The sequence below is a fragment of the Luteimicrobium sp. DT211 genome (assembly GCF_049844995.1).
Taxonomy (GTDB): Bacteria; Actinomycetota; Actinomycetes; order Actinomycetales; family Cellulomonadaceae; genus Luteimicrobium.
The window spans coordinates 522,194-548,204 of the sequence record NZ_JBNCMC010000003.1; the positions used below are offsets into that span (position 1 = coordinate 522,194).

Genomic DNA, 26,011 nt, shown 5'->3' on the forward strand with positions numbered 1-26,011 from the left:
CGGGCCCCCGCCGGCGGGGGGGGCCCCGCCGGGGCCCGCCGGGGGGGGGGGGGGGGGCCCCCCCCCCCCCCCCCCCCCCCCCCCGCGGCCGTGCCCGGCGGGTCGGAGCTGTCGGGATCGTCTGGCACGATCGGTGACGATGACCGACACCGTCCGGGGCCCCGAACGCGCGCCCGAGCTCCCCGACCCCGCTGCTGCCCGCCCGTTCCAGGTCGACCTGCGGGGGGTCGTGGACCTCCTGGGCCGCCACCTCTACTCCGGGCCGCGCGTGTACCTGCGCGAGCTCGTCCAGAACGCGCGCGACGCCGTCCGCGCCCGCGCGGACCTGGAGCCGGACCGCCGGCGCGACCCGGCCTGGGAGGTGCGGATCCATCCCGCGGACGGCCCGGGCGGAGTGCTGCGCGTCGTCGACGACGGCGCCGGGCTGACGACGGCCGAGGTGGGCGACCTCCTGGCGACGGTCGGGCGCAGCTCCAAGCGGGACCTGCTCGACCTGCCGCGCGAGGGGCTGCTGGGCCGGTTCGGGATCGGGCTGCTGAGCTGCTTCATGGTGACGGACCGGATCGTCGTGCGGTCGCGGTCGGTCCGTGGCGACGCGCCCGTCGAGTGGGTCGGGAGCGCGGACGGCACGTTCTCCGTGCGGGAGCTGACCGGCGACGAGGCCGCGCGGGTCCCCGTGGGCACCGAGGTCCGGCTCGCCGCACGACCCGACGACGTCGCGCTCCTCGACCACGACGGCGTGCTGGGGCTCGCGCGCACGTACGCGCGGTTCCTCGACGTGCCGGTGCGCGTGGCGCGGCCCGACGGGACGTGGGAGACCGTCACGCAGGAGCCCGTGTTCGCCGCGACCGGTGAGCGCAGGGAGGCGCTGGCCGAGCAGGTGCGGGCCTTCGGGCGCGACCTCGTCAGCGCGGAGCCGTTCGACGCGATCGAGCTCTCGGTCCCGGCGACGGGCACGCGCGGCACCGCCTACGTCCTGCCGTTCGCGCCGCCGCCCGGGGCCCGGCAGGCGAGCGTCGTGCACCTCGGCGGGATGCTCCTCGACGACCGCTGGGACGGGCTGCTGCCGGACTGGGCGTTCTTCGTCCGGGCGGTCGTGGACACCACGGGCCTGCGGCCGACGGCCTCGCGCGAGGCGCTCGTCGAGGACGACGCCCTCGAGCTCACGCGGGCAGAGCTCGGCGCCGCGGTGCGACGCTGGGTGCTCGAGCTCGGGCTGCGCCGGCCCGGTCGGCTCGCCGAGTTCGTGGCCGTGCACGAGCGCTCGCTCAAGGGGCTCGTCGTGCACGACGACGAGCTCGCGTCCTTCGTCCTGCGGTGGCTGCGGCTCGAGACGTCCGTCGGGGTGCTGACGGTCGACGAGCTCGTGTCGCGGTACCCGCACGTGCGCTACACGGAGACCGTGGACGAGTTCCGGCAGGTCGCCGCCCTCGCGGCGCCGGACCGGCCCGTCGTCAACGGCGGCTACGTCCACGACGCGGACGTGGTCCGCCGGCTGCCCGACGTCTTCGAGGCCGTGACGATCGCGCGGGCCACGGTCGAGGACGCGCTCGACGCCCTCGACGTGCCCCCGCTCGACGACCGCGCCACCGTCGCGCGGCTCGAGGACCGCGCGGGCACCGTGCTCGACACGGTGGGGTGCGACGTCGCCGTGCGCCGGTTCGACCCCTCGGACGTCCCCGCGCTCTACCTGGCCGGGCGCGACGCGCTCCGGGCCGTCGACCGCGGCGCCGCGCGGCAGGTCGCACCGAGCCTGTGGGCCGGCATCCTCGGCAAGGCGTCGGAGGCCGCGCCGGGCGGCGCGCCTGCCGGCCCCGCGCGCCCGCGGCTCTGCCTCAACTGGTCCAGCCCGCTCGTGCGGACCCTGGCCGCGACCGACGACGACGCGGTCCTCGCGCGGACCGCCCAGCTTCTCTACGTGCAGGCGTTGCTCGCGGGGCACCGGCCGCTGCGTCCCGACGACCGCGCGCTCCTCACCGGCGCGCTCACCGACCTCGTCCAGCTGAGCGCCGCCCGCTAGCCCGGCGCCGCGCGCCCGACCCACGAACGACCCGCCGAACCGAAGGAACGACCCCCACCATGACCACCCACGCCCCCGACGCCCAGGCCGCCGGACGCCGGATCGACGCCCTCCTCGAGGAGGTCGACCAGACCCCCTTCGGGCCGCACGAGCGAGCCCTCCTGGACGAGGCCGTCGCGCTCGCCGTCGAGGGCGAGGACGCGGTGCGCGAGTACCGCGCCCGCATGCGGCTCACGGCGTCCGCGAACATGACGGGCGACACGGACACGGTGCTGTCGTCGTTCGCGTGGTGCGTCGGGATGCACGACCGCGACCCGGAGCGCTTCCCGACCTCGGGCCCCGAGATCGGCGGGGACCTGCTGTGGCACTACAAGTGGATGTCGGGCGCGCTGTCCCTCAACCCCGTGTTCCCGGCGGAGCAGATCCGGGCCGTCCTCGACGACATGGCGCAGCGGTACGACCGCGCGGGCGTGGGACGCAGCGGCGTCGTGATGGCCCGGTTCGGGGCCGCCTCCGCGAACGGTTGGGCCGAGGAGGCCGAGGCCGCGTACGCGGAGCTGCAGGCCACGCCGACCGACGAGTACAGCCACTGCGACGCGTGCGTGCGCTCGGAGACGGCGGAGTGGCTCGCGTCTGTCGGGCGCGAGGACGAGGCGCTGCGCCTGTACGACGAGATGGTCGCGGAGGGCTACTCCTGCGGCGAGGAGCCCGAGCGCGCCCTGTCGCAGGCGCTCGTCCCGATGCTGCGGGCGGGCCGGTTCGACGACGCCCGCGGCGCGCACCTGCGCAGCTACCGGGACGCGCGCGGCAACGCGGGCAACCTCGGCATCGTGGCCCGGCACCTGACGTTCTGCGCGGTCACGGGCAACGAGGCCCGCGGGCTGTCGATGCTCGAGCGGCACCTGCCCTGGTTCGGCCACGACGGCCTCGACGCGCTCGAGCACTTCGAGGCGCTCGCCGCCGCGGCGCTGCTGCTCGACGCCGTCACGGCGACGGGCCACGGGGACGCCCCGGTCCGCGGGTCCGACGGCGCCGAGCTCGTGCCGTTCGTGGGCGAGCACGACGGCCGCTGGGCGGCCGCGGACCTCGCGCCGGGCGCCTGGGAGGCGGCGGCCCGGATCGCGGAGGCGTTCGACGCCCGCAACGGCAACGACCACTTCGCCCGCCGGCTCGCCGGGTTCCGGGCGCTCGGCGACGAGCGGTACGACGTGCCGGTCGAGACCGACGCCCCCGCGCCGGCGCCCGTCGAGGTCCCTGACCCCGACCCCGCGGACGCGCGCGGCTGGGGCGTGCGCGCCCGCGAGCGGGCGATCGTCGGGGACGTGGTCGGCGCGCTCGCGGCGGTCGACCGGGGCCTCGCGGTCGCCGACGACCCGGCTCGCGCGGCGCTGCTCGGCACGCGGCTCGGGATCCTCGTGGGCGCGGAGCGTCACGACGACGCGCGGCTCGTCCTGACCGACCGGATCGCCGCCCTGCGCGCGTCCGGCCAGGAGTACCAGGCGGACCTCGAGGAACGACTGGGCCTCGCACTCTTCGGTGCGGCCGGGCCCGACGACGCGGCCCGGCTCGGGGCGGAGGTCGACGCCGCGCAGGCGGCCGGGGAGCCCGCCGCGGCCGCCGACACGTCGCTCACCCTCGCGGTCCTCCTCGGTCGGTCGGCCGACGAGGGAGCCGACCCGGCGCTCGTCGGGCCGCGGATCGTGGCGGCGGCGCGCCGCGCGGCGCTCCTGGCGCCGCGCGGGCCCGAGCGCTACGACGAGCTCTGGGAGGGCGCGACGTTCGTCCTGGGGCTCTCGCTCGCGCAGGGCGGGCCTGCGGAGCCCGCGGGGGCGGCCGAGGGCGCCTTCAACGGACCGTCGGGAGGCGAGCAGGCGCTCGCGGCCCTCGACGAGCTCGTCGCCTCGCTCCACGCGAGCCGCGGCAACCGCGCGCGGCTCGCCGACGCCCACCGCCTCCGCGCGCGCCTGCGCGCCGGCTCGGGGAGCTACGACCGGGCGCTCGCGGACGCGACCGAGGCCCTCGAGCTCGACCTCGCGCTCGGCGCCCGCGAGCGCGCGACCGACGCGGCGATGCTCGGCGCCGCGATCCTCGCCGACCTCGAGCGACCGCACGAGGCCGTCAGCCGCCTCCGCCTCGCCGTCCGGCAGGCCGAGCTCGCCGAGTCCCCGCGCGCGATCGGGGCGCGGTACGCGCTCGGGCGCCAGCTCGCCGCCGTCGGGGCGTCCGCGGAGGCCGTCGAGGTGCTGCAGACCGTCCTGGAGCAGGAGGAGGCCGAGGGTGCACGCCCGGCCGCTCGCGCCGAGACGCTCGAGGCGCTCGGGCACGCGTCGCGCGACGCGGACGAGCCGGGCGCTGCGGCGTCCGCGTGGTCGCGCGCCGTCGACCTCTTCGAGGAGGACGACGCCGAGGCCGGTGCCGCACGGGTGCGCCTCGCCAACGGGACCCTGCACTTCCAGGCCGGGTACGCCCGCGACGCCGTCGAGCTGCTCGAACCCGCGGTGGAGCAGGCTCGCGAGACCGAGCAGGTCGGCCTGCTCGTCGACGTCCTGCACATGCTCGGCCGGGCGCGGTGCGCCGCGGGCGACCCGGCGGGCCTGCGCGACCTCGACGAGGTGCTCGAGCTCGCACGCCGGCACGAGGCCTCCTGGCTGGTCGCCGACGTGACCGACTCCCGAGCCCGGTCGCTCGTCGTGCTCGACCGCCTCGACGACGCCGTGGCGTCCGCGCTCGCGGCGTCGGACCTGTTCGCGGAGGTGGGCGACGCCCGCAGCGGGGCGGGGTCGCTGCTGTTCGCGGCGCGGGCGCTCCTCGAGGCCACCCGCGAGGACGAGGCCGCCGCGGTCTATCGGGCCGCGGCGGACCAGTTCGCTGGGGCGGGCGAGGCGGACGGCGAGGCCGTGACGCGGCTCGAGCGCGCCGACGTCCTCGAGCGGCTCGGGCGCGCCGCGGAGGCGGCCGAGGAGCGGACGGCGGCGGAGGCGGTCTCCTCGCGCCGCTGACCGCGCCACGCGTCGGCGCCGCCCACCGGCGCCGGCGGGAGATGTCAGGGGCGTGGGGGAGGATGTCCCGGTGCTGACCGTCGCCACCGTCAACGTCAACGGAATCCGTGCCGCCGTGAAGCGCGGCATGCTCGACTGGCTCGCCGTGCGCGCGCCGGACGTCCTGCTCCTGCAGGAGGTTCGCGCGACCGACGAGATCCTCGACGGGTTCTTCCCCGAGGGCTGGCACGTCGCGCACCAGGCGAGCGACCTCAAGGGCCGCGCCGGCGTCGCCGTGCTGTCCCGGCTCCCGGTGTCGGCCGTGCGGGTCGGGCTGGAGCACCTGCACCCGGACGGCGCGGCCGAGCCGCCCGTCGACACGGGCCGCTGGGTCGAGGTCGACGTCGAGGTCCCGGGCGCCCCGGGCGTCCTCACCGCGGTGTCGGCGTACCTCCACTCGGGAACCGCCGGGACGCCCAAGATGGACGAGAAGTACGCCTACCTGGAGAAGGTCACCGCTCGGCTGCGCGAGCTGGCCGTCGACCCGGAGGGGCTCGCGGTGGTCGCCGGGGACCTCAACATCGCCCACCGCGAGGCCGACCTGAAGAACTGGCGCGGCAACAGGAAGGCGGCGGGCTTCCTGCCCGAGGAGCGCGCGTACCTCGACCGCTGGTTCGACGAGCTCGGGTGGGTCGACCTCGGGCGCCGCTTCGCCGGCGACGTCGAGGGCCCGTACACCTGGTGGTCGTGGCGCGGGCAGGCGTTCGTCAACGACTCCGGCTGGCGGATCGACTACCAGCTCACGACCCCCGCGCTCGCCGCGCGGGCGAAGTCCGTGGACGTGGACCGCGCGGAGTCCTACGAGGCGCGCTTCTCCGACCACGCGCCGGTGGTCGCGACCTACGACGTCTGAGGCGCGGCCTGCTCGACGGGCTGCTCCTCGTAGCGGGGGAGCGTGGTCATGGTGACCAGCGGCGACAGGACCACGGGGAGCGTCGACGCGGCGGAGATCACGACGCCGACCCACAGGGCTGGCACGACGCCCAGCCAGGCGCCGAGCCAGCCGCCGAGGAGCCCGCCGACCGGCATGGAGCCCCACACGATGAACCGGACGGACGCGTTCATCCGTCCGAGCAGGCGCGGCGGGCACAGGCGCTGACGGAAGCTCACGGTCGCGATGTTGTAGACGACCATCGAGAAGAACGTGAGCCCGAGCCCGACGACGAGGCTGATCATGGGGGGCCACGGCAGCACGCCCGCGAGGGGCACGAGCACCCCGGGCGCGACCATCGCCAGGGCCGAGACGGGGATCAGCCGGGCCTCGCCCACGAGGCGTGCGGCCCGCTCGCCGACGAGCGCGCCGAGCAGCCCGCCCACGGACGCGGCGGACAGCGCGGTCCCGAGCGCCGCGGGGCTCAGCCCCAGCACCCGCAGGACGAACAGCGTCTCGAGCGCGCTGATCACGGACCAGCCGAGGTTGCCGATCGAGGTGCAGGCGACCATCCGGACGAGCAGCGGCTGGTGGAGGACGAACGCGAGGCCCTCCCGGATCTCGTGCAGGATCGGCTTGCGGTCCTCGCGCGGCGGCAGCTCCTCGACGGCGCGGATCCGCGAGACGAAGACGATCGACAGCAGGTAGGTCACGACGTTGACCCCCACCACGGCGCCGGCCGAGACGAACCGCAGCAGCTGCCCGCCGAGCGCGGGCCCCGCGACCTGCGCCACCGACGCGGTGGCCTGGAGCTTGGCGTTGCCCTCCACCACGTGGTCCAGCCCGACGAGCGAGGGCACGTAGCTCTGGTGCGCGACGTCGAAGAACACCGTCGCGCAGCTCATCACCAGCGCGGCCGCGTAGAGGATCGGCATGGTGAGCGTGTCCGTCAGGGCGCACGCGACGACGGCGGCGAGCACGGTCGCCCGGACGAGGTCGGCGCCGATGAGGACGCGGCGCTTGCGCAGCCGGTCGACCCACGCGCCGGCCGGGAGCCCGATGAGCAGGAACGCCGCGGACTCGGCGGCAGTCAGCGCGCCCATCTCCCAGGCGGTCGCGGCGAGGGTGTTCACGGCGAGCACGGGGATCGCGAGCATGGCCAGCTGCGCGCCGAGCTGCCCGAACGCGTCGCCCGCCCAGAGCGCGCGGAAGTCGTGGTCCCGGGCGAGGGACCGGCGTCGGGCGGGGGCTTCGGCGGTCACCGTCCCATCGTGACCGGACCGATTGGGAAAAGTCAATCGGTAAGATAGGTGGCATGACGACCGCGACGTGGAGGGCGCTCGGGCTCGGCCCCGCACCGGAGCCCGAGCCGGACCCCGACGCCGACGCGCGGGCCCTCGCCTCAGCCCTGCGCCTGCGGATCCTCCGGCTCTGCCTCGACGAGCCGCACACCAACAAGGAGATCGCGCACGCCCTCGGCCGGAACCCCGGCAGCGTGCTCCACCACGTGCGGACGCTGGTCGCGCGGGGCTTCCTCGCGGCGCTGCCCGAGCGCGACGGGCCCCGCGGGTCGCGGGAGGTGCCGTACCTCGCGACGGGCCGGTCCTGGCTCACGCCCATGACGCCGTCGCAGGCGCCGGTGCTCGTCGAGGCGTTCGTCGAGGAGGTCGCGGAGGCCCCGCCGGAGACCACCGAGCTCGTCCGCCTGGGCCTGCGGCTCGACGAGGCGGGGCGGAACGAGCTGACCGAGCGCGTCGTCGCGCTGTTCCAGGAGTTCGCCGACCGGGAGCCCGATCCCGCGGGCGAGCCCTACGCCGTCTTCTACGCGTTCTACGAGGACGCGCAGCGCCGTCGTGCCCGCGACGTGTCAGAACCCGGCGAGCCTCGAGGCTCACGCGCTTCTGACACGCCGCCCACGGCGTAGACGTGTCAGAACCTGGTGGGTCTCGGGCCTCACCAGGTTCTGACAGCTGCGGATCCGCGGGTCAGGGCTCGCGGTGCGCCGGGCCCGACGGCTCGGCGGTGAGGAACTGCGGCTCCGCGAAGCCGCGCTCCGCGAACGCCCGCACGACGGCGCGCGCCACGTCCTGCTCGGTGCCGGCCGGGACGATCGCGATCGCCGAGCCGCCGAACCCGCCGCCCGTCATGCGAGCGCCGAGCGCGCCGGCGGCGAGGGCACTGTCGACCGCGACGTCGAGCTCGGGGCACGAGACCTCGTAGTCGTCGCGGAGCGACCGGTGCGAGGCGACGAACAGGTCGCCCAGCTCGGACGCGTGTGCCGCGAGGCCCTCGGGGGACTCCAGCAGCGCGACGAACTGCTCGACGCGCGCCACCTCGGTGACGACGTGCCGCACCCGGCGCCGCGAGACGTCGTCGGGCAGGGTGTCCAGCGCGGCCTCGAGGCCGGCGGGGTCGACGTCGCGCAGCGTCGCGACCCCGAGCGTCCGGGCCGAAGCCTCGCAGGTGGCGCGCCGCTGCGCGTACTGGCCGTCGGCGAGCTCGTGCGGTGCGCGGGTGTCGATCACGAGCAGCTCGAGGCCCGCGGCCGCGAGGTCGAACGGCACCCGGCGCGCGCTCTGGGCAGGGGAGAGCCCCGGCCGGAAGTCCAGCAGCAGCGCGTGCCCCTCGGCGGAGCGCAGCGCCGCCGACTGGTCGAGCCCACCCGTGGGTGCCCCGGCGACGTCGTTCTCCGCGCGGACGCACGCGTCGACGAGCCGGACCCGCCCGGCGTCGGTCTCGGAGACCGCCTCGCCGGCGTCCTCGTCGAGGGCGACGGCGACCGCCGTGCTCAGCGACGCCGACGACGACAGCCCGGCACCGAAGGGCACGCACGCGTCCACCGCCGCCTCGAACCCGGGCACGCCCGCGAGGACGCCGTCGTGGTCCAGCGCCCACGCGACGCCGCCCGTGTACGCGGGGAAGCCGCGCACGTCGCCCGGCCCGAGGCGGTCGGTCCGCCCCTCCCAGACCGCGCCCCCGTCGGCCTGCGCCGACGTGAGAAGCACGCGGTCGTCGTCGCGCACGGAGAGTGCGACGTACGTGCGGTGGGGGAGCGCGGTCGGCAGGCACAGGCCGCCGTTGTAGTCGGTGTGCTCGCCGATGAGGTTGACCCGCCCGGGAGCCGACCACACGCCGTCGGGCTCGTGCCCCAGCCGCTCGCGGAACAGGGCGCGGGCCCGGGCGGCCCCCTCGGCGGGGGTCCAGGCCGTCGCCCACGACGGCGGAGCTTCGGTCGGGGCGGTGCGCTGCTGGTTCACGCGAGGATCTCCTTGAGGCGGTCGGCGATGCGTTCGGGCGTCGTGTCGGAGATCCAGGCGCCCGCGCCCGACTCCGACCCGGCCAGGTACTTCAGCTTGCCGGGCCCGCGCAGCACCGAGAACACCTCGAGGCGCAGGCGGCTCAGCTCGCGTCGCGGGTCGCGGGCGGGGGCCTGCGACCAGCCGGCGATGTAGGGCAGGGGGACCGCGCCGCCGTCGGCGGTCACGAAGAACTGGTCGAGCGCGGCGAGCAGCCGCAGGTAGGCGGCCGCGAAGTCGTCGCGCTCGTCGTCGGTCAGCCCGGGCAGGTCGAGGACGTCGCGGCGTGGCGCCAGGTGCACCTCGACGGGCCATCGCGCGGCGAAGGGCACGTAGGCGACCCAGTGCTCCGTCTCGAGGACGACGCGGCGTCCGTCGGTGAGCTCGGCGTCCAGGACGTCGCGCAGCAGCGACCGTCCGGTCGCCTCGTGGTGCGCCGCCGCCTGCGTGAGCAGCCGCTCGGTGCGCGGCGTGAGGTACGGGTACGCGTAGACCTGGCCGTGGGGGTGGGTGAGCGTCACGCCGATCTCCCGCCCGTGGTTCTCGAAGACGAAGACCTCGCGCGTCGTCGGGAGCGCACCGAGCGCCGCGGTGCGGTCCGCCCACGCGTCGACGATGGTCCGCAGACGGCGCTCTCCGAGCGAGACCAGCGACGCGTCGTGGTCGCTCGAGAAGCACACCACCTCGCAGCGCCCCGCGGCAGGCGCGTCGAGCCAGAGCCCGCCGGGCAGCCCGTCCGGCGTCGCGTCGGCCACGGCGTCGGCCCCGTGGGTCTCGCCGGGCACGCTCAGCAGGGACGGGAAGCGGTTCTCGAACACCACGACGTCGTACGCGGTGTCGGGCACCTCGCCGTCGGTGTAGTCGGCGCCCGGACGCCGGGGGCACAGGGGGCACGCGTCGTCGGGTGGGAGGAGCGTGCGGTTCATGCGGTGCGTGGCCATCGGCACCCAGTCGCCCGTGAGGGGGTCGTGGCGCATCCGGGGGCCCTCGAACGGCTTGCCGGCGACGGGCGCGAACCGGTCGGGGAGCGGGCGCGGGTCGTGCAGGGCGTGCGGCGCGCGGGCCGGCTCGCCGGGCAGCGGCGCGTCGTCGAAGTAGACGAGCTCGCGCCCGTCGGCCAGGCGCGTGGGGGTGCGCTCGCCCCGGGTCGCGCCGGCGGCGCCGGACGTGCCGGTCGTCGTCGGGGCGCTCACTTGCCCACCTCCGCGACGACGAGCCGCCCGACGAGCTCGCGGGCCTCCGCCTGGTCGGCCCCGGGCAGGCCGTCGTCGGTGACGAGGACGTCGACGTCGTCGAGCTCGGCCCAGCGCGAGAGCCCGGTCGCGCGCCACTTGGTGTGGTCGGCGAGGACGACGACCTGCGCGGCGCTCGCGACGAGCGCGCGGTCGGTCGCGGACTCGGCGAGGTTCGGGGTGGTCAGGCCCGCGGACTGGCTCACGCCATGCGCCCCGAGGAACGCGACGTCGACGCGCAGGGTCGCGAGCGCGGCCTCGGCGAGCGGGCCGACGAGCGCGTCCGACGGCGTGCGCTCGCCGCCGAGGAGCACGGTCGTGATCGCCGTGTCGCCCGTCCGGAACAGGGTGTCGGCCACGGGGAGGGAGTTGGTGACGACGGTGAGCGGGCGCAGCAGCGGTGAGCCGGCGAGCACGCGGGCGAGGGCGTGGGTGGTGGTGCCCGCGGACAGCGCCACGGCCGAGCCGGGCTGGACGAGCTCCGCCGCGGCCCGGGCGATGGCCTCCTTCTCCGCGCCCTCGCGGTCGGCCTTGGCCTGGAAGCCCGGCTCGTACGACGCAGGGTGCTGGTCGGCGGCCACGGCGCCGCCGTGGACCTTACGGAGGAGGCCCCGGCCCGCGAGCTCCGACAGGTCGCGGCGGACCGTCATGTCGGAGACGTCGAGCTCGGAGGCGAGGTCGGTGATCCGCACGGACCCGCGCGCGCCGAGCGCGGCGAGGATGCGGTCCTGTCGAACTGTCGCAAGCATGCCCACAGTTTCCAACATGACCGCACAGAACACAACATGGCGCGTTCGGTCAGACGGGCGACAGCCCCAAGGAGCGGCCCGCGAGCCCGCGCGGGCGGGCCGCGAGGGACCGGGCGACCTCCCGCAGCGCGACGGCCGCGGGGGAGTCGGGCTCCGCCACGACGACGGGCACCCCGCCGTCGCCGCCCTCGCGCAGCCGGACGTCGAGGGGGACGCGGCCGAGCACGGGCACGTCGTGCCCGAGCGCCTCCGTGAGCCCGGCGGCCACGGCGTCCCCGCCGCCCGAGCCGAACAGCTCGAGCCGCGACCCGTCCGGCTGGTCGAGCCACGCCATGTTCTCGACGACGCCGACGACGTCCTGCTCGGTCTGTGCCGCCACGAGCCCCGCGCGCTCGGCGACCTCCGCGGCGGCGAGCTGCGGCGTCGTGACGACGACGATCTGCGAGCCCGGGAGGAGCTGGGCCACGGAGATCGCCACATCTCCTGTCCCGGGCGGCAGGTCGAGGAGCAGCACGTCGAGGTCGCCCCAGAACACGTCGGAAAGGAACTGCTCGACCGCCCGGTGCAGCATCGGTCCCCGCCACACGACGGCCTTGCCGGCAGGGGCGAACATCCCGATCGACACGACCTTGACCTCGTGCGCGATCGGTGGCAGCAGCATGTCGTCGACCCGCGTCGGCTTCGACGTGACCCCCAGCATCCGGGGGATCGAGAAGCCGTGGATGTCGGCGTCGAGGATGCCCACCCGCAGGCCGTCCGCGGCCATCGCGGCGGCGAGGTTCGCCGTGACCGACGACTTGCCGACCCCGCCCTTGCCCGACGCGACCGCGAACACCTTGGTCAGGGAGCCCGGCTGGGAGAACGGGATCCGGGCGGTGCCGTCCCCGCCCCGGAGCTGGGCGCGCAGCGACTGGCGCTGTTCGGCGTCCATCGCGCCGAGCTCGACGCTCACGTCGCCCACACCGTCGACCGCGAGGGCCGCGGCCGTGACGTCGCGGACCAGCGTGCCGCGCATCGGGCAGGCCGGCGTCGTCAGGTCCACGCCGACGACGGCGCGCGCCCCGCCGCCCGGGGCCTCGCCCGGGAGCACCTCGACCGAGCGCACCATGCCCAGGTCCACGATCGGGCGTCGGATCTCGGGGTCGATGACCGCGCGCAGGGCGGCGCGGACGGCTTGGGCGAGCGGGGGAGCGGAGTCGGGCACGAGTCCATCGTACGGAGCGCCGCGTGGCCGCACGGAGGCTCGTGACGAGACTGACGAAGCGGCCAGCGTTGGAAGCTCGACCATGCGTGTGCTCGCCTGTTCGAGCTCGACCATGCGGCCGCGCGCATGCTCGGCGGCGCTAGGCCGGGCTCGTGCCGCCGCCCCTCGCGCGAGCGTCGTCGTCGGGCTCGTCCCGGGCCGACAGCTCCTCGAGGAGGTTGCGCAGCTCGCCGCGGACGAAGTCGCGGGTCGCGGTCTCGCCGAGCGCCAGCCTGAGCGCGGCCATCTCGCGGGCCAGGTACTCGGTGTCGGCGAGGTTGCGGGCGGCCTGCTGACGGTCCTGCTCGGAGGTGACGCGGTCGCGGTCGGTCTGGCGGTTCTGCGCGAGCAGGATGAGCGGCGCCGCGTACGACGCCTGCAGCGAGAGCACGAGGGTGAGCGCCGTGAAGCCGTTGGATGCCGAGTCGAAGCGCAGCGTCGCCGGGCCCCAGGAGTTCCACACGAGCCAGACGATGCAGAACACGGTGAGGTAGACGATGAAGCGGGGCGTGCCCAGGAACCGGGCGATGCCTTCGCTGATCCGCCCGACGGCGTCGTCCTCGACCTCGATGCGGGGCAGCAGCCCGCGCCGCTGCTCCTTGGGCAGGTCGAGGCGGGGGCGCTCAGCCACGGCGCACCTCCCGCGCGGGGGCGCCCGGGGCGATGGTGCGCGGCGGCACCGCGGCGACCGGGCCGAGCAAGGTCGGGTCGTCGTCGTCGTCGGTCTCGCGCCAGTCCTCGGGGAGCATGTGGTCGAGGACGTCGTCGACGCTGACCGCGCCCACCAGGCGGCGCTCCGGGTCGACGACGGGCACCGCGAGGAGGTTGTAGGTGGCGAGCACGCGGGTCACGCGGGCGAGCGACGCGTCCGGCCCGACGGGCTCGATGTCCGTGTCGAGGATCGAGCCGATGGACTGGTGCGGCGGCTCGCGCAGCATCGCCTGGAAGTGCACGACGCCGAGGAACCGGCCCGTCGGGGTCTCGACGGGCGAGCGCACCACGAAGACCATCGACGCCAGCGCGGGCTGCAGGTCCTTGCGCCGCACGTGCGCGAGCGCGTGGGCGATGGGCGTCTCCGGGCCCAGGATCACGGGCTCGGTCGTCATGAGGCCGCCGGCCGTGTCGTCCTCGTAGGCGAGGAGGCGCCGGACGTCCTTCGCCTCGTCGGGCTCCATGAGCTCGAGGAGCCGGGCGGCCTGGTCGTCGGGGAGCTCGCCCAGCAGGTCCGCGGCGTCGTCGGGCTGCATGGCCTCGAGGACGTCGGCGGCCCGTTCGGTCTCCAGGCCCTGGAGGATGGCGACCTGGTCGTCCTCGGGCAGCTCCTCGAGGACGTCGGCGAGGCGCTCGTTGTCCAGTGCGGTCGCGACCTCGAGCCGGCGCGTGCCCCCCATGTCGTGCAGGACGTCGGCGAGGTCCGCGGCCTTGAGCTCGTCGTAGGCGGCGAGGAGGAGCGTCGCCGCCTGCGCGCTGCCGCTGCCCGCGAGGCCCGTGACCGCGTCGACGTCGACCACCTGCGTCTCGCCCCGGCGGCGGATCCCGATGGGGCCCTTGTGCGTGGCGACCCGCCGCACGAACAGCTTGTCGACCTCCCAGTCGCCGCTGCGCTGCTGCGAGATCGACAGGTCCTCGACCGTCGCGTCGCCCGAGCCGTCCGCGAGCTGCACGCGGCGGTCGAGGAGCTCGCCGATCGCGAGGGTCTCGTGCGGACGCTGCTCGAACCGCCGCATGTTCACGAGCCCCGTCGAGATGACCTGCCCCGCGTCGATGCTCGTGACCCGCGTCAGCGGCAGGAAGACGCGCCGCCGGCCCGGCACCTCGACGACCAGCCCGACCGCGCGGGGCGCGCGCTGGGCCCGCAGGAGGATGACGATGTCGCGGACCCGGCCCACCTGGTCGCCGCCCGGGTCGAAGACGGCGGTGCCGGCGAGCCGTGCGACGTAGACCCTGGTGGCGGCGCTCACGCCCCCAGCCTAGGGCTGCGCGTTACCCTGGGCCCGGTTCGCAGCGCCGGGAGCCGTCGAGCCCACGCTCCCTCCCATCCCTGCCGACCACCGGACGGTCCACCGTGCCCTTCGTCCCTCCCGACGTCCCTGCGACCGGCGTCCCGGCGCCCGCGGGGGCGCCCCGCGCCGCCCGCGGACCGGGCGTCCCCGTCGTCCTGGCGCTGGACGTCGGCGGCACGACCGTCAAGGGCGCCGTCGTCGACGCGGGCGGCGTCGTGCTCCGCCGGTCGGCGCCCACGGGCGGAGGCCCGACCGACCCCGACGGCGCGACGGCTGCGGTCCTCGGCGTCGTCCGCAACCTGTGGGCCGCCGTGCCGGGCGGGCAGCACGTCGCCGCGGTCGGCGTCGTGACGCCAGGCGTGGTCGACGACGTGTCGGGCGTCGTCCTGCGCGCCGAGAACCTGGGCTGGCGCGGGCTGCCGCTGCGCGCGCTCGTCGAGGACGCCACCGGCGTCCCGGTCGGGTTCGGGCACGACGCGCGGGCCGCGGGGCTCGCGGAGTGGCGGCTCGGCGCCGGCCGGGGCGCGGGCGACCACGCGTTCCTGTCGGTCGGCACGGGGATCGCGGCGGCCCTCGTGCTCGACGGCCGGGTGTACCCGGGCGGCGGCTGGGCCGGTGAGATCGGTCACGGCGGCGCGACCGCCGGCGACCTCTGCGCCTGCGGCGGGCGCGGCTGCGTCGAGACGTACGCGTCCGCCGCCGGGATCGCCCGGCAGTACGCCGCGCGCTCCGGCGTCATGGTCGACGGCGCGCGCGAGGTCCTCGAGCGCGCCCAGGCGGGCGACGACGTCGCGACGGGCGCCTGGCAGCGCGGCGTCGAGGGGCTCGCGGACCTCGTCTCCGGCCTCGTCCGGACGCTCGGGCTGCGCACCGTCGTGGTCGGCGGCGGCCTCGTCAAGGCGGGCGACGCTCTGCTCGTGCCGCTCGGCGACGCTGTCCGCGCGCGCCTGTCCGTGCACCCGGCGCCCGAGCTGCGGGCCGCCCGGCTGGGCGCCGAGGCGGGCACGTTCGGGGCGGCGCTGCTCGCCTGGGAGGCGTCCGGCCGGCCGGTCCCGAGCGACCTCGGGGCGCGCGTGTGACGTGCCCGGCGCGGAATCGCCCGCGCGGCGGGGCACAGGCCTCGGCAATCACGGCCGATCTGGGACAGACTGGGTGGCATGTCCATGCCGCGCGCGAACGCCGTGCCCCGCGTCCCGACCCCGCCGACGGGCGTCGAGATCGCCCGCTACCCCACCTACCTCGAGGCGCAGAAGGCCGTCGACTTCCTGTCGGACAAGCACTTCGCGGTCGAGAACGTCACGATCGTCGGGGAGGGGCTGCAGGCCGTCGAGCGCATCACGGGGCGGCTGACCTACTCGCGGGTCGCGATCGCCGGTCTCGCGTCGGGCGCGTGGTTCGGGCTGTTCGTGGGGCTGCTGCTGTCGCTGTTCGGCGGCGGCAACCCCGCGGCGACGATCGTGGCGGCCATCGGCATCGGCGCTGCTTTCGGGGTGCTGTTCGGGCTGATCTCCTACGCGCTCACCGGCAACCAGCGGGACTTCACGTCGCAGTCGCAGATCGTCGCCACGTCGTACGCGATCCTGTGCGTCGCCGAGCGTGCGGGCGAGGCCCGGCAGGTCCTGTCCGAGCTCGGGCTCGGGCAGGCGGGCGCCGCACGCCCCGCCGGCCCGGCCGCGCCGCGCCCCGCGCAGCCCCCGACGCCGGGCGCCTCGGGCTGGACCGTGCCGCCCGCCGGCCCGGGTACGGCACAGCCCGGGCAGCAGGCGCCCGCGGCACCCGTCGCGTCGACGCCGGTGCCGTCTCGGTTCCAGACGCCGACCGGTGAGCCGCGCTACGGCCGCCGGCTCGGGGACGCGGCCCCGCCGGCCGCCCCGACCCCGACCCCGTCCCCGGCTCCGCAGCAGCCGACGCCCGCGACGCCGCCCCAGCAGCAGGCCGCGCCCCAGCAGCCTGCCGCGTCCCAGGAGCCGAGCGCGCCCCAGCAGCCGATCGCCCCGGCCCAGCCCGCCGCGGCCGAGCCGGCGAGCCCCGCGGCGCCCGACGGCGCGACCCCGCAGGACCAGCCCACGACTCCCGCCGAGCCCCCCGCGGAGGGGAGCGCGGAGCGTCCGGAGGGAACGTCGTCGGGCCCGGACGACGCCGCGAAGTAGTACGGCGGCCGGACTACGTCGCGAGGGCAGCGCGTCAGCGCAGGCCGGCCATCCACGCCTCGACGTCCTCGGGGCGGCGGGGGAGCGCGGCGGACAGGTTCTCGTTGCCGCCCGAGGTCACGAGGACGTCGTCCTCGATGCGCACGCCGATGCCGCGGTACTCCTCGGGGACGGTGAGGTCGTCGGCCTTGAAGTACAGGCCCGGCTCGATCGTGAAGACCATGCCCGGCTCGAGGACGCCGTCGAGGTACAGCTCCTTGCGGGCCTGCGCGCAGTCGTGCACGTCGATGCCGAGGTGGTGGCTGGTCCCGTGGACCATCCAGCGGCGGTGGTACTGGCCCTCCGGGGCGAGGGACTCGGCGGCGGTGACGCCGTCGGGCAGGAGGCCCCACTCCTCGAGGCGCGCGGCGATGACCTCCATCGCGGCCGCGTGGATGTCCCGGAACCTCGCGCCCGGGACGGCGACGGCGAACGCCGCGTCCGCGGCGTCGAGCACGGCCTGGTACACGCGCCGCTGCACGTCGGTGAACGTGCCGTCGACCGGTAGCGTGCGGGTCACGTCCGCGGTGTACAGGGAGTCGACCTCCACGCCCGCGTCGAGCAGGATGAGGTCGCCCTCGCGGACGGCGCCGTCGTTGGTGATCCAGTGCAGCGTCGTCGCGTGCTCGCCCGACGCCGCGATCGTCTCGTAGCCCACCGCGTTGCCCGCGAGACGAGCGTGCGCGTCGAACGTCGTCTCGACGACCCGCTCGCCCCGCGGGTGCGCGGCCGCCGCGGACAGCTCGCGCACGACCTCCTCGAACCCGTCGATCGTCGCGGCGACCGCGTCGCGCATCTGCTGGACCTCGTGCTCGTCCTTGACCAGGCGCAGCTCGGAGACGGCCTCGACGAGCGCCTCGTCGGTGTGCGAGCCGGCCTCCTGCGCGGTGCTCGCGATGCTCTCGGACGCGCGGACCTCGTCGACCAGGTCCTCGACGGCCTCGTCCGCACCGGTGACGACGACCACCTGCACGCCGCCCGTGCCCACGTCCTTCGCGACCGCGTCCCGCAGGCCGTCCACGTGCTCGGCGCGGATCCCGGTGAGCTCCTCGACGTCGTCGAGGCTGGGGCGCGCGCCGACCCAGAACTCGCCGTAGCGCGAGTCGGCGTAGAACTCCTCGGTGTCGCGTCCGGCGAGGGGACGCACGTAGAGGACGGCCTCGTGGCCGTCGGTGGTGCCGCCCGCGCCGTCGGGCTCGGAGACGGGGTGCAGGACGAGCACCGAGTCGGGCTCGAGCTCGGTCCCCGTGCCGGTGAGGTGCGCGAACGCCGAGTGCGCGCGGAACCGGTAGTCGGTGTCGTTGGACCGGGTCCGCAGGCCACCCGCGGGGATCACGAGGCGCACGCCCGGGAACCGGGTGGACAGGCGGGCGCGGCGCACGGCCGCGTAGTCGGCGGCCTCGGAGCGCGTCGTGCCCGACGCGGCCCGGGGCCCCCAGCCGCTCGTGATGAAGGACCGGAACGCCTCCGACTGCGGCCGCTGCGACCGGTTCTCGCCCCGCGACCCGACGGGCTGGCCGTCCGCGGGCGCGCCCGTCTCGGAGGTCGGGGGGTTCTCGGATGCGGTGCTCGTCGTCATGCGCCCAGTCTCGCACCGAGCGCCGGCGGGTCCGTCAGGCGCGGGCCCGCCGGAAGGCGGCGAGCGCGTCGAGCACGACGTCGTTGAACGCGGCCGGCGCCTCGAGGCTCACGTCGTGCCCGGCACCGGGGACGACGACCAGGCGTGCTGCCGCGCGCGCGTGCCGGCGCTCCTGCATCCGGAGCTGGTCGCGCGACCCGTTGACGAGCCACACGGGCACGTCGGCGGCGCGCAGGTTGCGCACGGACGACTCGCCGGCGAGGTGGCGGAGCGCGTCGGCGACGAGGTCCCAGCCCGGCGCCTGAGGAGCGCGGACGACGGGGAGCGGCGCGACCGCAGGGGTCCGACCTCCCGGCAGCGCGCGCCGCGTGGCCGGGGGGACGACGAGGCGCGACACCGCCGACGCGGTCCGGCCGCGCAGCTCGCGGCTGAGCCGACCCGCCGCGAGCGATCCGCGCAGCCCGGCCTGGAACGTCCGCAGCGGCAGACCGTGCGTGTTCGTGCTGCACGACGCCGCCACGACGCCCCGGAGGAGCGCGCCCCGCTGCTCGGGTGCCCGCCCCGCGTAGGCGAGCGACGTGTAGCCGCCGAGCGAGAGGCCGACGAGCGCGAGCGGGCGCGCGGCGGTGCCGCCCGCGAGGTCGGCGGCGGCCTCGTCGATGGCGTCGAACGCACCCTGCATCGTGAACCGCTCGTGCCGCCGCACCCCGTGCCCGGGCAGGTCGATCGCGGCCGCCGGGTAGCCGGCGTCGTGCATGGCGGCGAGCTGCGCGTCCCAGATCGCCCCGGAGGTCCGCATCCCGTGGACGAACACGACGGACGGGCGGACGGCGGCCGGGACCGGTGCGGCGTCGTCGTCGCTGCGGGCGGTGGTGCTCGGGTCCAACACGGGCCTCACGATCTCGGGGGTTCCTCCATGGTGGCACCGCAACCTGGACGCCTCTCCGTCCGGCTGGGGGAGGACTGCGGAGCGCTCGGGGACGTCCTGTGCGCGGCGGTCGATACCCTGAGCACGTGCTCATCGACCTCCACACGCACTCGACGGCGTCCGACGGCACGGACGCCCCGGGGCGGGTGGTGTCCGACGCCGCGGCGGCCGGCCTCGACGTCGTCGCCCTCACGGACCACGACACCGTCGCGGGGTGGCCCGAGGCGACGGCCGCGGCGCTCGCGAACGGCATCGGCCTCGTGCGGGGCGCGGAGCTCTCGGCGCAGGCCGCCTTCGACGTCGGGGGGCGCGAGCGGCACGTGTCGGTACACCTCCTCAGCTACCTCCACGACCCGTCGTACGCGCCCCTGGCCGCGGAGTGCGAGAAGGTCCGCGCGGCCCGGCTCGACCGGGCCCGCCAGATGGTCGACCTGCTCGCGCGCGACTACCCGGTCGACTGGGACGAGATCGCCGCGCACACCGAGCCCGGTGCGACGGTCGGGCGCCCGCACCTCGCCGACGCGCTGGTGCGGCTGGGCGTCGTCGCCGACCGGTCGGCCGCGTTCGAGTCCGTCCTGCACGCGGGCAGCCCCTACTACGTGCCGCACTACGCGCCGCGCGCCGTCGACACCGTCCGCCGGGTGCGCGAGGCCGGCGGGGTGCCCGTGTTCGCCCACCCGGCCGCGTCGGCCCGCGGCCGCACCGTGCCCGACGCCGTGATCGAGGAGCTCGCCGACGCGGGCCTCGCCGGCCTCGAGGCCCACCATCGTGACCACACCCCGCCCCAGGTCGACCACCTGGTGGGGCTCGCCGCGCGTCTCGGTCTCTTCGTGACCGGGTCGAGCGACTACCACGGGACCGGTAAACCCAACCGGCTCGCGGAGAACACCACGGCACCGAACGTGCTGGAGAGGATCGAGGACATGGGGACGCTCGCCGTGATCAGGACGTGAGCCGCTGATGGACGCCGTGCTCGACCCACGGCTGTTCGTCGGGGTCTTCGTGACGTTGTTCGTCATCATGGACCCGCCGGGCACCGTGCCGATCTTCCTGGCCTTGACCAGCTCGATGACCGCGAGGCAGCGCAAGGCTGCCGCGTTCACGGCGGTGATGGTGGCGTTCGGCGTCATCGTGGCCTTCGCGCTGTTCGGCCAGTCGATCCTCAACTACCTCCACGTGTCGTTGCCTGCGCTCGAGGCGTCCGGCGGCCTCCTGCTCCTGCTCATCGCGATGGAGCTGCTGACCGGTAAGGCCGAGGACCCCGAGCCGAGCGCGCGCGGCGGGAACGTGGCGCTCGTCCCGCTGGGCACGCCGCTGCTCGCCGGACCCGGCGCCATCGTCTCGATCATGGTGTTCGTGAAGAACGCCGACGGCGCGGCCGACTACGTGGCGATCTTCGCCGGCCTGGTCGCGGTCTGCGTGTGCCTGTGGCTGGCCATGCGGTTCGCGAACGTCATCCACCGGGTGCTCGGCGAGTCCGGGACGACGCTCGTCACCCGGATCGCCGGCCTGCTCCTGGCCGCGATCGCCGTCCAGATGATCGCCGACGCCGTGACGGCGTTCGTCAAGGCCGCCTGACCCACCGCCTGCCGCACCGACCGACCCCGTGAGGACCCTTCCCGTGCCCCAGCGCGCCCTGCCGCCCCGCCGTCCCGCCGCGTCACGAGCCGTGCTCGTCGTGCTCGCGCTCGCGGCGCTTGCGCTGGGCGCGGGGGCGTGGACCTCGTCCGCGTCAGCGGCGACGGCCGGCCCGTCGCCCAGCGCCACGTCGCCCAGCGCCACGTCGACGGCGTCCGCCGCGCGCGCCGCGGTGTGCGGCACGACGAAGGGCGCCGCGCTGCGGGGCCGGACGCTCACGCAGAAGCAGGCCGCCGCGCGCGACCTGCGGTGCGCAGACCTCCGCGGCGCCCACCTGGCGGGCCTGGACCTCACGCAGGCGGACCTCGGGGGCGCGCGGCTGGCCGGCGCCGACCTGCGCGGGACGGCGCTCGGGCAGGCGACGCTGACGGGCGCCGACCTGACGGGCGCCCGAGCGTCCGGCGCGAGCTTCGGCCAGGCGCACCTCGAGCACGCCGTGCTCGACGACGCCGACCTGAGCCGTGCGAGCCTGGTCCAGGCCGCCGCGCCCGGCACGAGCGTGCGGGGCGCCGACCTCACCGGAGCCGACCTCGTCCAGGTGACGTTCACGGGGGCGGACCTCACGGGCGCGACCCTGCGTGACGTGAAGGCGAGCCAGGCGCACCTCGAGGGGGCCCGCCTCGGCGGCGCGGACCTGACGGGCGCGGACCTCACGCAGGCCGACCTGACGGACGCGAGCCTGACGGGCACGGTCCTCGCCGGAGCGGACCTCACGCAGACGACCCGCCCCGGGGGCTTCGGCGACGCGGCCGCGTCGTCCGGTGACGCCCCGCTCGACGCGATCGCTGCTGTCGCCACGCTGCTCCTGGCGCTGGGGGTCGTCGTCCCGCGCCGGCGTGCCGCCGCCCGACGGCGCCGGGAGGGCAGGGACCTGCGCGGGACCGGTCCGGCCTCGGTGGCGGCGGGGGCGGTGGTGCTGGCGGGGGCCGTGGCGCTGACGGTGTCCGAGCTGCGGGCCGACATCGACTGGTCCGACGCGCTGATGATCCTGCCGATGCTCACCGTGCTGGGGTTCCTCGCGCTGATCGCGGGCGCCGCGATGCTCCAGGCGCGCTGGGGCGTGCTCGGCGCGGTGTCCGCGGCCCTCGGCCTCGCGGGCTACTTCGTGCTCGTGTCGACGATCATGTCCGTGCTGCTGGGCTCGGCGTTCGGCCAGTACCCGCGAGCCCCGAGCTGCACGGCCGCGACCTGCGCGTGGGGCTACGCCCGCGGGTGGACGGGCGCGTGGGTCGGGGCGGCGCTGCTCGCGCTCAGCTGGCTCGTCGGGCGCGTCACGCAGCGACTGCGCGTCGCCCGTGCCGCGCGGCCGGCGGCCACCGGCGGGCCTGCGGTCGACGACCGCGTGGCGGCGGAACCCGTCGCGGCGGTGGCGACGTCGTCGGACGCGAACGCCTCTGCGTACCAGGCGGTGCGGGACCTCCGGAAGCGCTGACCCGAACATGCCGACGGTGTGACGCTGCGTTCGCCGATCGTGCCGTCGGTGTCTGTGGTCGGTCCGCGGGTGGGTGCGGGCAGGCGGTTCGCCTCGGCAGCCTGGCCGAGCGCCGTCGTCGTCGGGCGTGAGATACCGAGATGCGCTCGAGATACCGATGCACGCGCGGTATCTCGGCCCGGACTCGGTATGTCGGCCCGACGCAGGCCCGGTCGCGCGCCCCTCCCGACCCGCCCGACCCAGCCACGACCGCCCGACGTCACCGTCGGGCCGGACCTCAGGCCGAGGGCGCCGACGTCGACGGCCCGCTGCCGTCGGCCCGACGGCCGGTCTCCCGCTCCCACGCGTCGAGCTGGGTCGTGAGGGCCTTGGCGAGCTCGAAGACCTGCTCCGGGGGGATCCGGACGCGCGTCACCACCCGTCCCGACACGAGCGGGTGCGCCTCGCCCGTCGTCTCGTCGACGGCGGGCTGCGGCGGGTGCTTGAGCGCGACGAAGTCGATGACGAACGTCGCGGGGGTGTGCCACAGCGACGCGAAGTCGGCGGGGACACCGACCTCCACGTCGTCGGGGACGTCGATCTGGAGCTGCTGCGACTCGGGCACGGGTTCTCCTCGGGTGGGCGGGGCCGGGCGGGCCTCCGACGGGCCGGCGACTGTGCCCAGCCTCGCAGGTCCACCGGGCGTGGTCCTCAGGAAGCGCTCAGGTCGGTCCGCGTACCGTAAGGAACGTGAGCCAGCAGTCGACCGATCGCGCACCGTCCCTGAGCCCCGCCACGGCGAAGGACGTCCGTCGCCTCATGATGACGTACAAGTTCGGCATAGACGAGGTGATGACCAAGGTCGGCGTGCTGAGGGACGAGCTCAAGCACTTCCACGACGACAACCCGATCGAGCACGTCGGGTCGCGGCTCAAGTCGGTGGACTCGATCGTCGCGAAGGCGCGCCGCAAGGACATCGCGCTCACGCCCGCGTCGATCCGCGAGCACATGCTCGACATCGCCGGCGTCCGCATCACCTGCAGCTTCGTCACGGACATCTACCGGGTGCGCGACATGCTCGTCGCGCAGCGGGACCTCGAGGTCCTGGAGGAGCGCGACTACATCGCGCACCCCAAGCCCAACGGCTACCAGAGCCTGCACCTCATCGTGCGGGTGCCGGTGTTCCTGTCGGACCGGGTGGAGGAGGTCGTCGTCGAGATCCAGCTGCGGACGATCGCCATGGACTTCTGGGCGAGCCTCGAGCACAAGATCTACTACAAGTACGACCGCGAGGTGCCGCACCACATCACCGACGCGCTCAAGCTCGCCGCGGACGTCGCGATGACTCTCGACCAGACGATGGAACGCATCCGCGACGAGGTCACGACGGGGCCCGACGTCGCGCCCGAGGGTACGAGCGACCCGCGGCACGAGCCGCCGGGGCCCGCGGAGGTCCGCGCCGCGTCGTGACGGCGTCGTGCGCGCAGGACGGCGCGAGCTCGCACGACGGCAATTTCGCTGGTTGCCGGGCGCCGGCCCTGCTGTGCTGGCCGCCATGCGCATCACCGACGAGAGCACGGCCGACGGCGTCCGCGAGCAGCTGTTCACGCTCGGAGAGATCCCCGGCGCGCTCTGGACCCCCGCCGACGCCGCCGGGCCGCGTCCGCTGGTCCTCGTGGGGCACGGCGGCGGCCAGCACCGGAAGGGCTGGGAGGTCGTCTCCCGGGCGATCCCGTTCGTGCAGGAGTGCGGCTACGCGGTCGCCGCGATCGACGCGCCCGGGACGGGGGACCGGCCCGAGCACCCCGAGGTCCGGCGGCTCGTCGCGATCATCCAGGAACGGGAGCTCGCGGGCGAGCCGCCCGGGCCGGAGTGGCGGGCCCTCTGCGACGTGGTGGCTGCCGAGCTGATCCCCGACTGGCGGGCCACCCTGGACGCGCTGCAGCGGCTGGACGTCGTCGGCGGCGGGCCCGTGGGGTACTACGGGCTCTCCCAGGGCGGCGAGATGGGCGTCCGGCTGGTCGCGGCGGAGACTCGGATCTCGGCCGCGGTCCTCGGCCTGATCGGGAGCGAGTGGCTCCTCGAGCCGGCCGCGCGGATCACCGTCCCGGTCGAGCTGGTCCTCCAGTGGGACGACGAGGGCAACCCACGGGACGCCGTGATGGCCCTGTTCGACGCCCTCGGCTCCGCCGAGAAGACGCTGCACGCCAACCCCGGCGGCCACCACCGGGTCCCCGTGTTCGAGATCGACAGCGCGGTCCGTTTCTTCGCTCGACACCTGGGCAGGGCACCCGGCGCCTGACGGGTCGCCGCGCCGACGGGGGCTACCGTGCGGCGCTCTCGTCCGGGAGCGGGACCGACGCCGGGCTCGCAGGCTCCTGCCCGGTGCCGCGCCAGCGCTCGATCCACCGCATGCCGTGGTAGATCACGAGCGCTGCCCCGGCACCCAGCGCGATGCCCGTGAACTCGAGGTTCCCGAGCTTCCAACGGAAGTCGGCGATCGCGATGACGAGCGGCACCGCGGCGCTCGCGAGGTGCACGGGGTCGGAGAAGTCGACCTTGTTCTGGACCCAGATGCGCGCGCCGAGGATGCCGATCATGCCGTAGAGCATCGTGGTGGCCCCGCCGAGCACGCCGCCGGGGATGGTCGCGATCAGCGCCCCGAACTTCGGGGACATGGACAGCACGAAGGCGGCCGCGGCCGCGACCCAGTAGGCCGCCGTGGAGTAGATGCGCGTGGCGGCCATGACGCCGATGTTCTCGGCGTACGTGGTGGTGCCGGAGCCGCCGCCGATGCCGGCGAGCGTGGTGGCGACGCCGTCGGCGAACAGGGCACGGCCGGTGAGCGGGTCGAGGTCGCGGCCGGTCATCGCGGCCACCGACTTCACGTGCCCGACGTTCTCCGCGATGAGCACGAGCACGACGGGGACGAACAGCCCGACGAGCGACCACGAGAAGTGCGGCGTCGTGAACTCGGGGAACCCGAACCACTTCGCGCTGCGGACGGTCGCGAAGTCGAGCGAGCCGAACGTGCTCCAGCCCATGACGTTCCCGCCGAGCCACGTCACGAGGTAGCCGACAACCACGCCGACGAGGATCGACAGGCGGCCGAGGATGCCCTTGAAGAAGACGGTGACCACCAGGATCACGCCGAGCGTGATGGTCGCTGCGGACGGCGCGACCTGGTAGTTCTGCCACGCCGCCGGCGCCAGGTTGAGGCCGATCAGCGCGACGATCGTCCCGGTGACCACGGGCGGCATGAGCGCGTTGATCCACCCGGCCCCCGCGCGGTGCACGATCGCGCCCACGACGGCGAGCACCACGCCCGTGATGAGGATCCCGCCGACGGCGAGGTGCTTCCCGCCCGACGCCGTGGCCGCGAGGATCGGGGAGATGAACGCGAAGCTCGAGCCCACGTAGCTGGGCAGCCTGTTCCGCGTGATGACGAGGAACAGCGCTGTGCCGATCCCTGAGAAGAACAGCGTCGTCGCGGGGGAGAAGCCGGTCAGCAGCGGCACGAGGAAGGTCGCGCCGAACATCGCGACGACGTGCTGCAGACCGAGACCGACGGTGCGCGGCCAGGTCAGGCGCTCGTCGGGTGCGACGACCTTCCCGGGCGTGACGTGGCGCCCGTCGCCGTGCAGGCGCCAGACGGTCGGGGTGGCGGGCATGGGTCCTCCGGGTCGGGTGCGCGGGCGTCGGCCGTGGAATCCGGCTGGCGAGGATTGTCGCACCTGTCCGGGTCCGATACCAGGCGGTCGGGCGGGCCGTGAAAGGCGCGAGCCGCGCACCGGACCCCGCTGAGCGGGGTCGG

General features: G+C 75.6%; 22 protein-coding genes. 11 read left to right on the top strand and 11 right to left on the bottom strand.

Features of this window, described 5'->3' with window-relative positions; all coding sequences use genetic code 11:
* The first annotated feature begins 139 nt into the window (after positions 1–139).
* The 3 genes from ACLQ14_RS09965 (at position 140) to ACLQ14_RS09975 (ending at position 5,911) form a co-directional block, all read left to right on the top strand.
* Complete coding sequence (locus ACLQ14_RS09965) at positions 140–2,020, top strand: HSP90 family protein (protein WP_425812455.1); 1,881 nt, start codon at positions 140–142, stop codon at positions 2,018–2,020.
* 59 nt (positions 2,021–2,079) lie between these two features.
* The gene (locus ACLQ14_RS09970; RefSeq protein ID WP_425812457.1) at positions 2,080–5,019 is read left to right on the top strand and encodes a hypothetical protein; all 2,940 of its coding nucleotides are present in this window, start codon (positions 2,080–2,082) and stop codon (positions 5,017–5,019) included.
* A gap of 70 nt (positions 5,020–5,089) precedes the next feature.
* The gene (locus tag ACLQ14_RS09975) at positions 5,090–5,911 is read left to right on the top strand and encodes an exodeoxyribonuclease III (RefSeq protein WP_425812459.1); all 822 of its coding nucleotides are present in this window, start codon (positions 5,090–5,092) and stop codon (positions 5,909–5,911) included.
* Here the strand turns inward: ACLQ14_RS09975 and ACLQ14_RS09980 are convergent.
* Positions 5,899–7,191 carry an MFS transporter gene (locus ACLQ14_RS09980; RefSeq protein WP_425812461.1) on the bottom strand — a complete coding sequence of 431 codons (1,293 nt, stop codon included), beginning with the start codon at positions 7,189–7,191 and terminating at the stop codon, positions 5,899–5,901. The two genes, ACLQ14_RS09975 and ACLQ14_RS09980, sit on opposite strands and share 13 nt — an antisense overlap.
* 53 nt (positions 7,192–7,244) lie before the next feature.
* On the opposite strand from ACLQ14_RS09980, the gene ACLQ14_RS09985 reads away from it, so the two are divergent.
* Complete coding sequence (locus tag ACLQ14_RS09985) at positions 7,245–7,853, top strand: helix-turn-helix domain-containing protein (RefSeq protein WP_425812463.1); 609 nt, start codon at positions 7,245–7,247, stop codon at positions 7,851–7,853.
* A 61-nt stretch (positions 7,854–7,914) separates the two neighbouring features.
* Here ACLQ14_RS09985 and galK read toward each other — a convergent pair whose 3' ends face one another.
* The 6 genes from galK to ACLQ14_RS10015 all read right to left on the bottom strand — a co-directional run bounded on the left by galK (position 7,915) and on the right by ACLQ14_RS10015 (position 14,410).
* On the bottom strand, positions 7,915–9,186 hold the full coding sequence (gene galK, locus ACLQ14_RS09990) for a galactokinase (protein ID WP_425812465.1): 1,272 nt from the start codon (positions 9,184–9,186) through the stop codon (positions 7,915–7,917).
* A complete protein-coding gene (gene galT / locus ACLQ14_RS09995) occupies positions 9,183–10,418 on the bottom strand; it encodes a galactose-1-phosphate uridylyltransferase (RefSeq protein ID WP_425812467.1) in 1,236 nt (411 codons plus the stop codon). The genes galK and galT overlap by 4 nt, the downstream gene beginning before the upstream one ends.
* Positions 10,415–11,206: a DeoR/GlpR family DNA-binding transcription regulator gene (locus tag ACLQ14_RS10000; protein ID WP_425812469.1), complete on the bottom strand. Its 792-nt coding sequence runs from the start codon at positions 11,204–11,206 to the stop codon at positions 10,415–10,417. The genes galT and ACLQ14_RS10000 overlap by 4 nt, the downstream gene beginning before the upstream one ends.
* A 49-nt stretch (positions 11,207–11,255) precedes the next feature.
* The gene (locus ACLQ14_RS10005; protein ID WP_425812471.1) at positions 11,256–12,410 is read right to left on the bottom strand and encodes a P-loop NTPase; all 1,155 of its coding nucleotides are present in this window, start codon (positions 12,408–12,410) and stop codon (positions 11,256–11,258) included.
* Between the two features lie 139 nt (positions 12,411–12,549).
* Positions 12,550–13,080, bottom strand: a complete 531-nt coding sequence (locus ACLQ14_RS10010) for a DUF1003 domain-containing protein (protein WP_425812473.1) — start codon at positions 13,078–13,080, stop codon at positions 12,550–12,552.
* A complete protein-coding gene (locus tag ACLQ14_RS10015) occupies positions 13,073–14,410 on the bottom strand; it encodes a magnesium transporter MgtE N-terminal domain-containing protein (protein ID WP_425812475.1) in 1,338 nt (445 codons plus the stop codon). Before ACLQ14_RS10015 ends, ACLQ14_RS10010 begins: the two co-directional genes overlap by 8 nt.
* A 104-nt stretch (positions 14,411–14,514) precedes the next feature.
* Here ACLQ14_RS10015 and ACLQ14_RS10020 point away from each other — a divergent pair, with 104 nt between their 5' ends.
* Positions 14,515–15,531, top strand: a complete 1,017-nt coding sequence (locus ACLQ14_RS10020) for an ROK family protein (protein ID WP_425812477.1) — start codon at positions 14,515–14,517, stop codon at positions 15,529–15,531.
* Between the two features lie 78 nt (positions 15,532–15,609).
* On the top strand, positions 15,610–16,602 hold the full coding sequence (locus ACLQ14_RS10025) for a general stress protein (protein WP_425812479.1): 993 nt from the start codon (positions 15,610–15,612) through the stop codon (positions 16,600–16,602).
* A 34-nt stretch (positions 16,603–16,636) separates the two neighbouring features.
* Here the strand turns inward: ACLQ14_RS10025 and ACLQ14_RS10030 are convergent, their stop codons facing one another.
* Both ACLQ14_RS10030 and ACLQ14_RS10035 read right to left on the bottom strand, forming a co-directional pair.
* Positions 16,637–18,220, bottom strand: a complete 1,584-nt coding sequence (locus tag ACLQ14_RS10030; protein WP_425812481.1) for an aminopeptidase P N-terminal domain-containing protein — start codon at positions 18,218–18,220, stop codon at positions 16,637–16,639.
* A 34-nt stretch (positions 18,221–18,254) separates the two neighbouring features.
* Entirely contained in the window at positions 18,255–19,118 is an 864-nt protein-coding gene (locus ACLQ14_RS10035; protein ID WP_425812483.1) for an alpha/beta fold hydrolase, read from the bottom strand.
* Positions 19,119–19,234: 116 nt separating this feature from the next.
* Between ACLQ14_RS10035 and ACLQ14_RS10040 the strand changes: the two genes are divergently transcribed.
* Genes ACLQ14_RS10040 through ACLQ14_RS10050 form a run of 3 tightly spaced genes read left to right on the top strand, consistent with a single transcriptional unit; the run spans position 19,235 to position 22,218 of the window.
* On the top strand, positions 19,235–20,101 hold the full coding sequence (locus ACLQ14_RS10040) for a PHP domain-containing protein (protein WP_425812485.1): 867 nt from the start codon (positions 19,235–19,237) through the stop codon (positions 20,099–20,101).
* A gap of 7 nt (positions 20,102–20,108) precedes the next feature.
* A complete protein-coding gene (locus tag ACLQ14_RS10045) occupies positions 20,109–20,726 on the top strand; it encodes a MarC family protein (protein ID WP_425812487.1) in 618 nt (205 codons plus the stop codon).
* 43 nt (positions 20,727–20,769) lie between these two features.
* Positions 20,770–22,218, top strand: coding sequence for a pentapeptide repeat-containing protein (locus ACLQ14_RS10050; RefSeq protein ID WP_425812489.1), 1,449 nt, complete (start codon positions 20,770–20,772; stop codon positions 22,216–22,218).
* Between the two features lie 277 nt (positions 22,219–22,495).
* Here ACLQ14_RS10050 and ACLQ14_RS10055 read toward each other — a convergent pair whose 3' ends face one another.
* Positions 22,496–22,822 carry a DUF3467 domain-containing protein gene (locus tag ACLQ14_RS10055; protein ID WP_425812491.1) on the bottom strand — a complete coding sequence of 109 codons (327 nt, stop codon included), beginning with the start codon at positions 22,820–22,822 and terminating at the stop codon, positions 22,496–22,498.
* A gap of 125 nt (positions 22,823–22,947) precedes the next feature.
* Between ACLQ14_RS10055 and ACLQ14_RS10060 the strand changes: the two genes are divergently transcribed.
* On the top strand, positions 22,948–23,667 hold the full coding sequence (locus tag ACLQ14_RS10060) for a GTP pyrophosphokinase (RefSeq protein WP_425812493.1): 720 nt from the start codon (positions 22,948–22,950) through the stop codon (positions 23,665–23,667).
* An 85-nt stretch (positions 23,668–23,752) separates the two neighbouring features.
* Complete coding sequence (locus ACLQ14_RS10065; RefSeq protein ID WP_425812495.1) at positions 23,753–24,499, top strand: dienelactone hydrolase family protein; 747 nt, start codon at positions 23,753–23,755, stop codon at positions 24,497–24,499.
* Between the two features lie 22 nt (positions 24,500–24,521).
* Here ACLQ14_RS10065 and ACLQ14_RS10070 read toward each other — a convergent pair whose 3' ends face one another.
* Positions 24,522–25,868: a uracil-xanthine permease family protein gene (locus ACLQ14_RS10070; RefSeq protein ID WP_425812497.1), complete on the bottom strand. Its 1,347-nt coding sequence runs from the start codon at positions 25,866–25,868 to the stop codon at positions 24,522–24,524.
* Between the last annotated feature and the right edge of the window lie 143 nt (positions 25,869–26,011).

Excerpts from the sequence above, each read along its gene's own strand:
- ACLQ14_RS09965 (WP_425812455.1), top strand. The coding sequence starts at position 140 with ATGACCGACACCGTCCGGGGCCCCGAACGCGCGCCCGAGCTCCCCGAC.
- ACLQ14_RS09970 (WP_425812457.1), top strand. The coding sequence starts at position 2,080 with ATGACCACCCACGCCCCCGACGCCCAGGCCGCCGGACGCCGGATCGAC.
- ACLQ14_RS09985 (WP_425812463.1), top strand. The coding sequence starts at position 7,245 with ATGACGACCGCGACGTGGAGGGCGCTCGGGCTCGGCCCCGCACCGGAG.
- ACLQ14_RS10000 (WP_425812469.1), bottom strand. The coding sequence starts at position 11,206 with ATGCTTGCGACAGTTCGACAGGACCGCATCCTCGCCGCGCTCGGCGCG.
- ACLQ14_RS10025 (WP_425812479.1), top strand. The coding sequence starts at position 15,610 with ATGTCCATGCCGCGCGCGAACGCCGTGCCCCGCGTCCCGACCCCGCCG.
- ACLQ14_RS10030 (WP_425812481.1), bottom strand. The coding sequence starts at position 18,220 with ATGACGACGAGCACCGCATCCGAGAACCCCCCGACCTCCGAGACGGGC.
- ACLQ14_RS10045 (WP_425812487.1), top strand. The coding sequence starts at position 20,109 with ATGGACGCCGTGCTCGACCCACGGCTGTTCGTCGGGGTCTTCGTGACG.
- ACLQ14_RS10065 (WP_425812495.1), top strand. The coding sequence starts at position 23,753 with ATGCGCATCACCGACGAGAGCACGGCCGACGGCGTCCGCGAGCAGCTG.
- ACLQ14_RS10070 (WP_425812497.1), bottom strand. The coding sequence starts at position 25,868 with ATGCCCGCCACCCCGACCGTCTGGCGCCTGCACGGCGACGGGCGCCAC.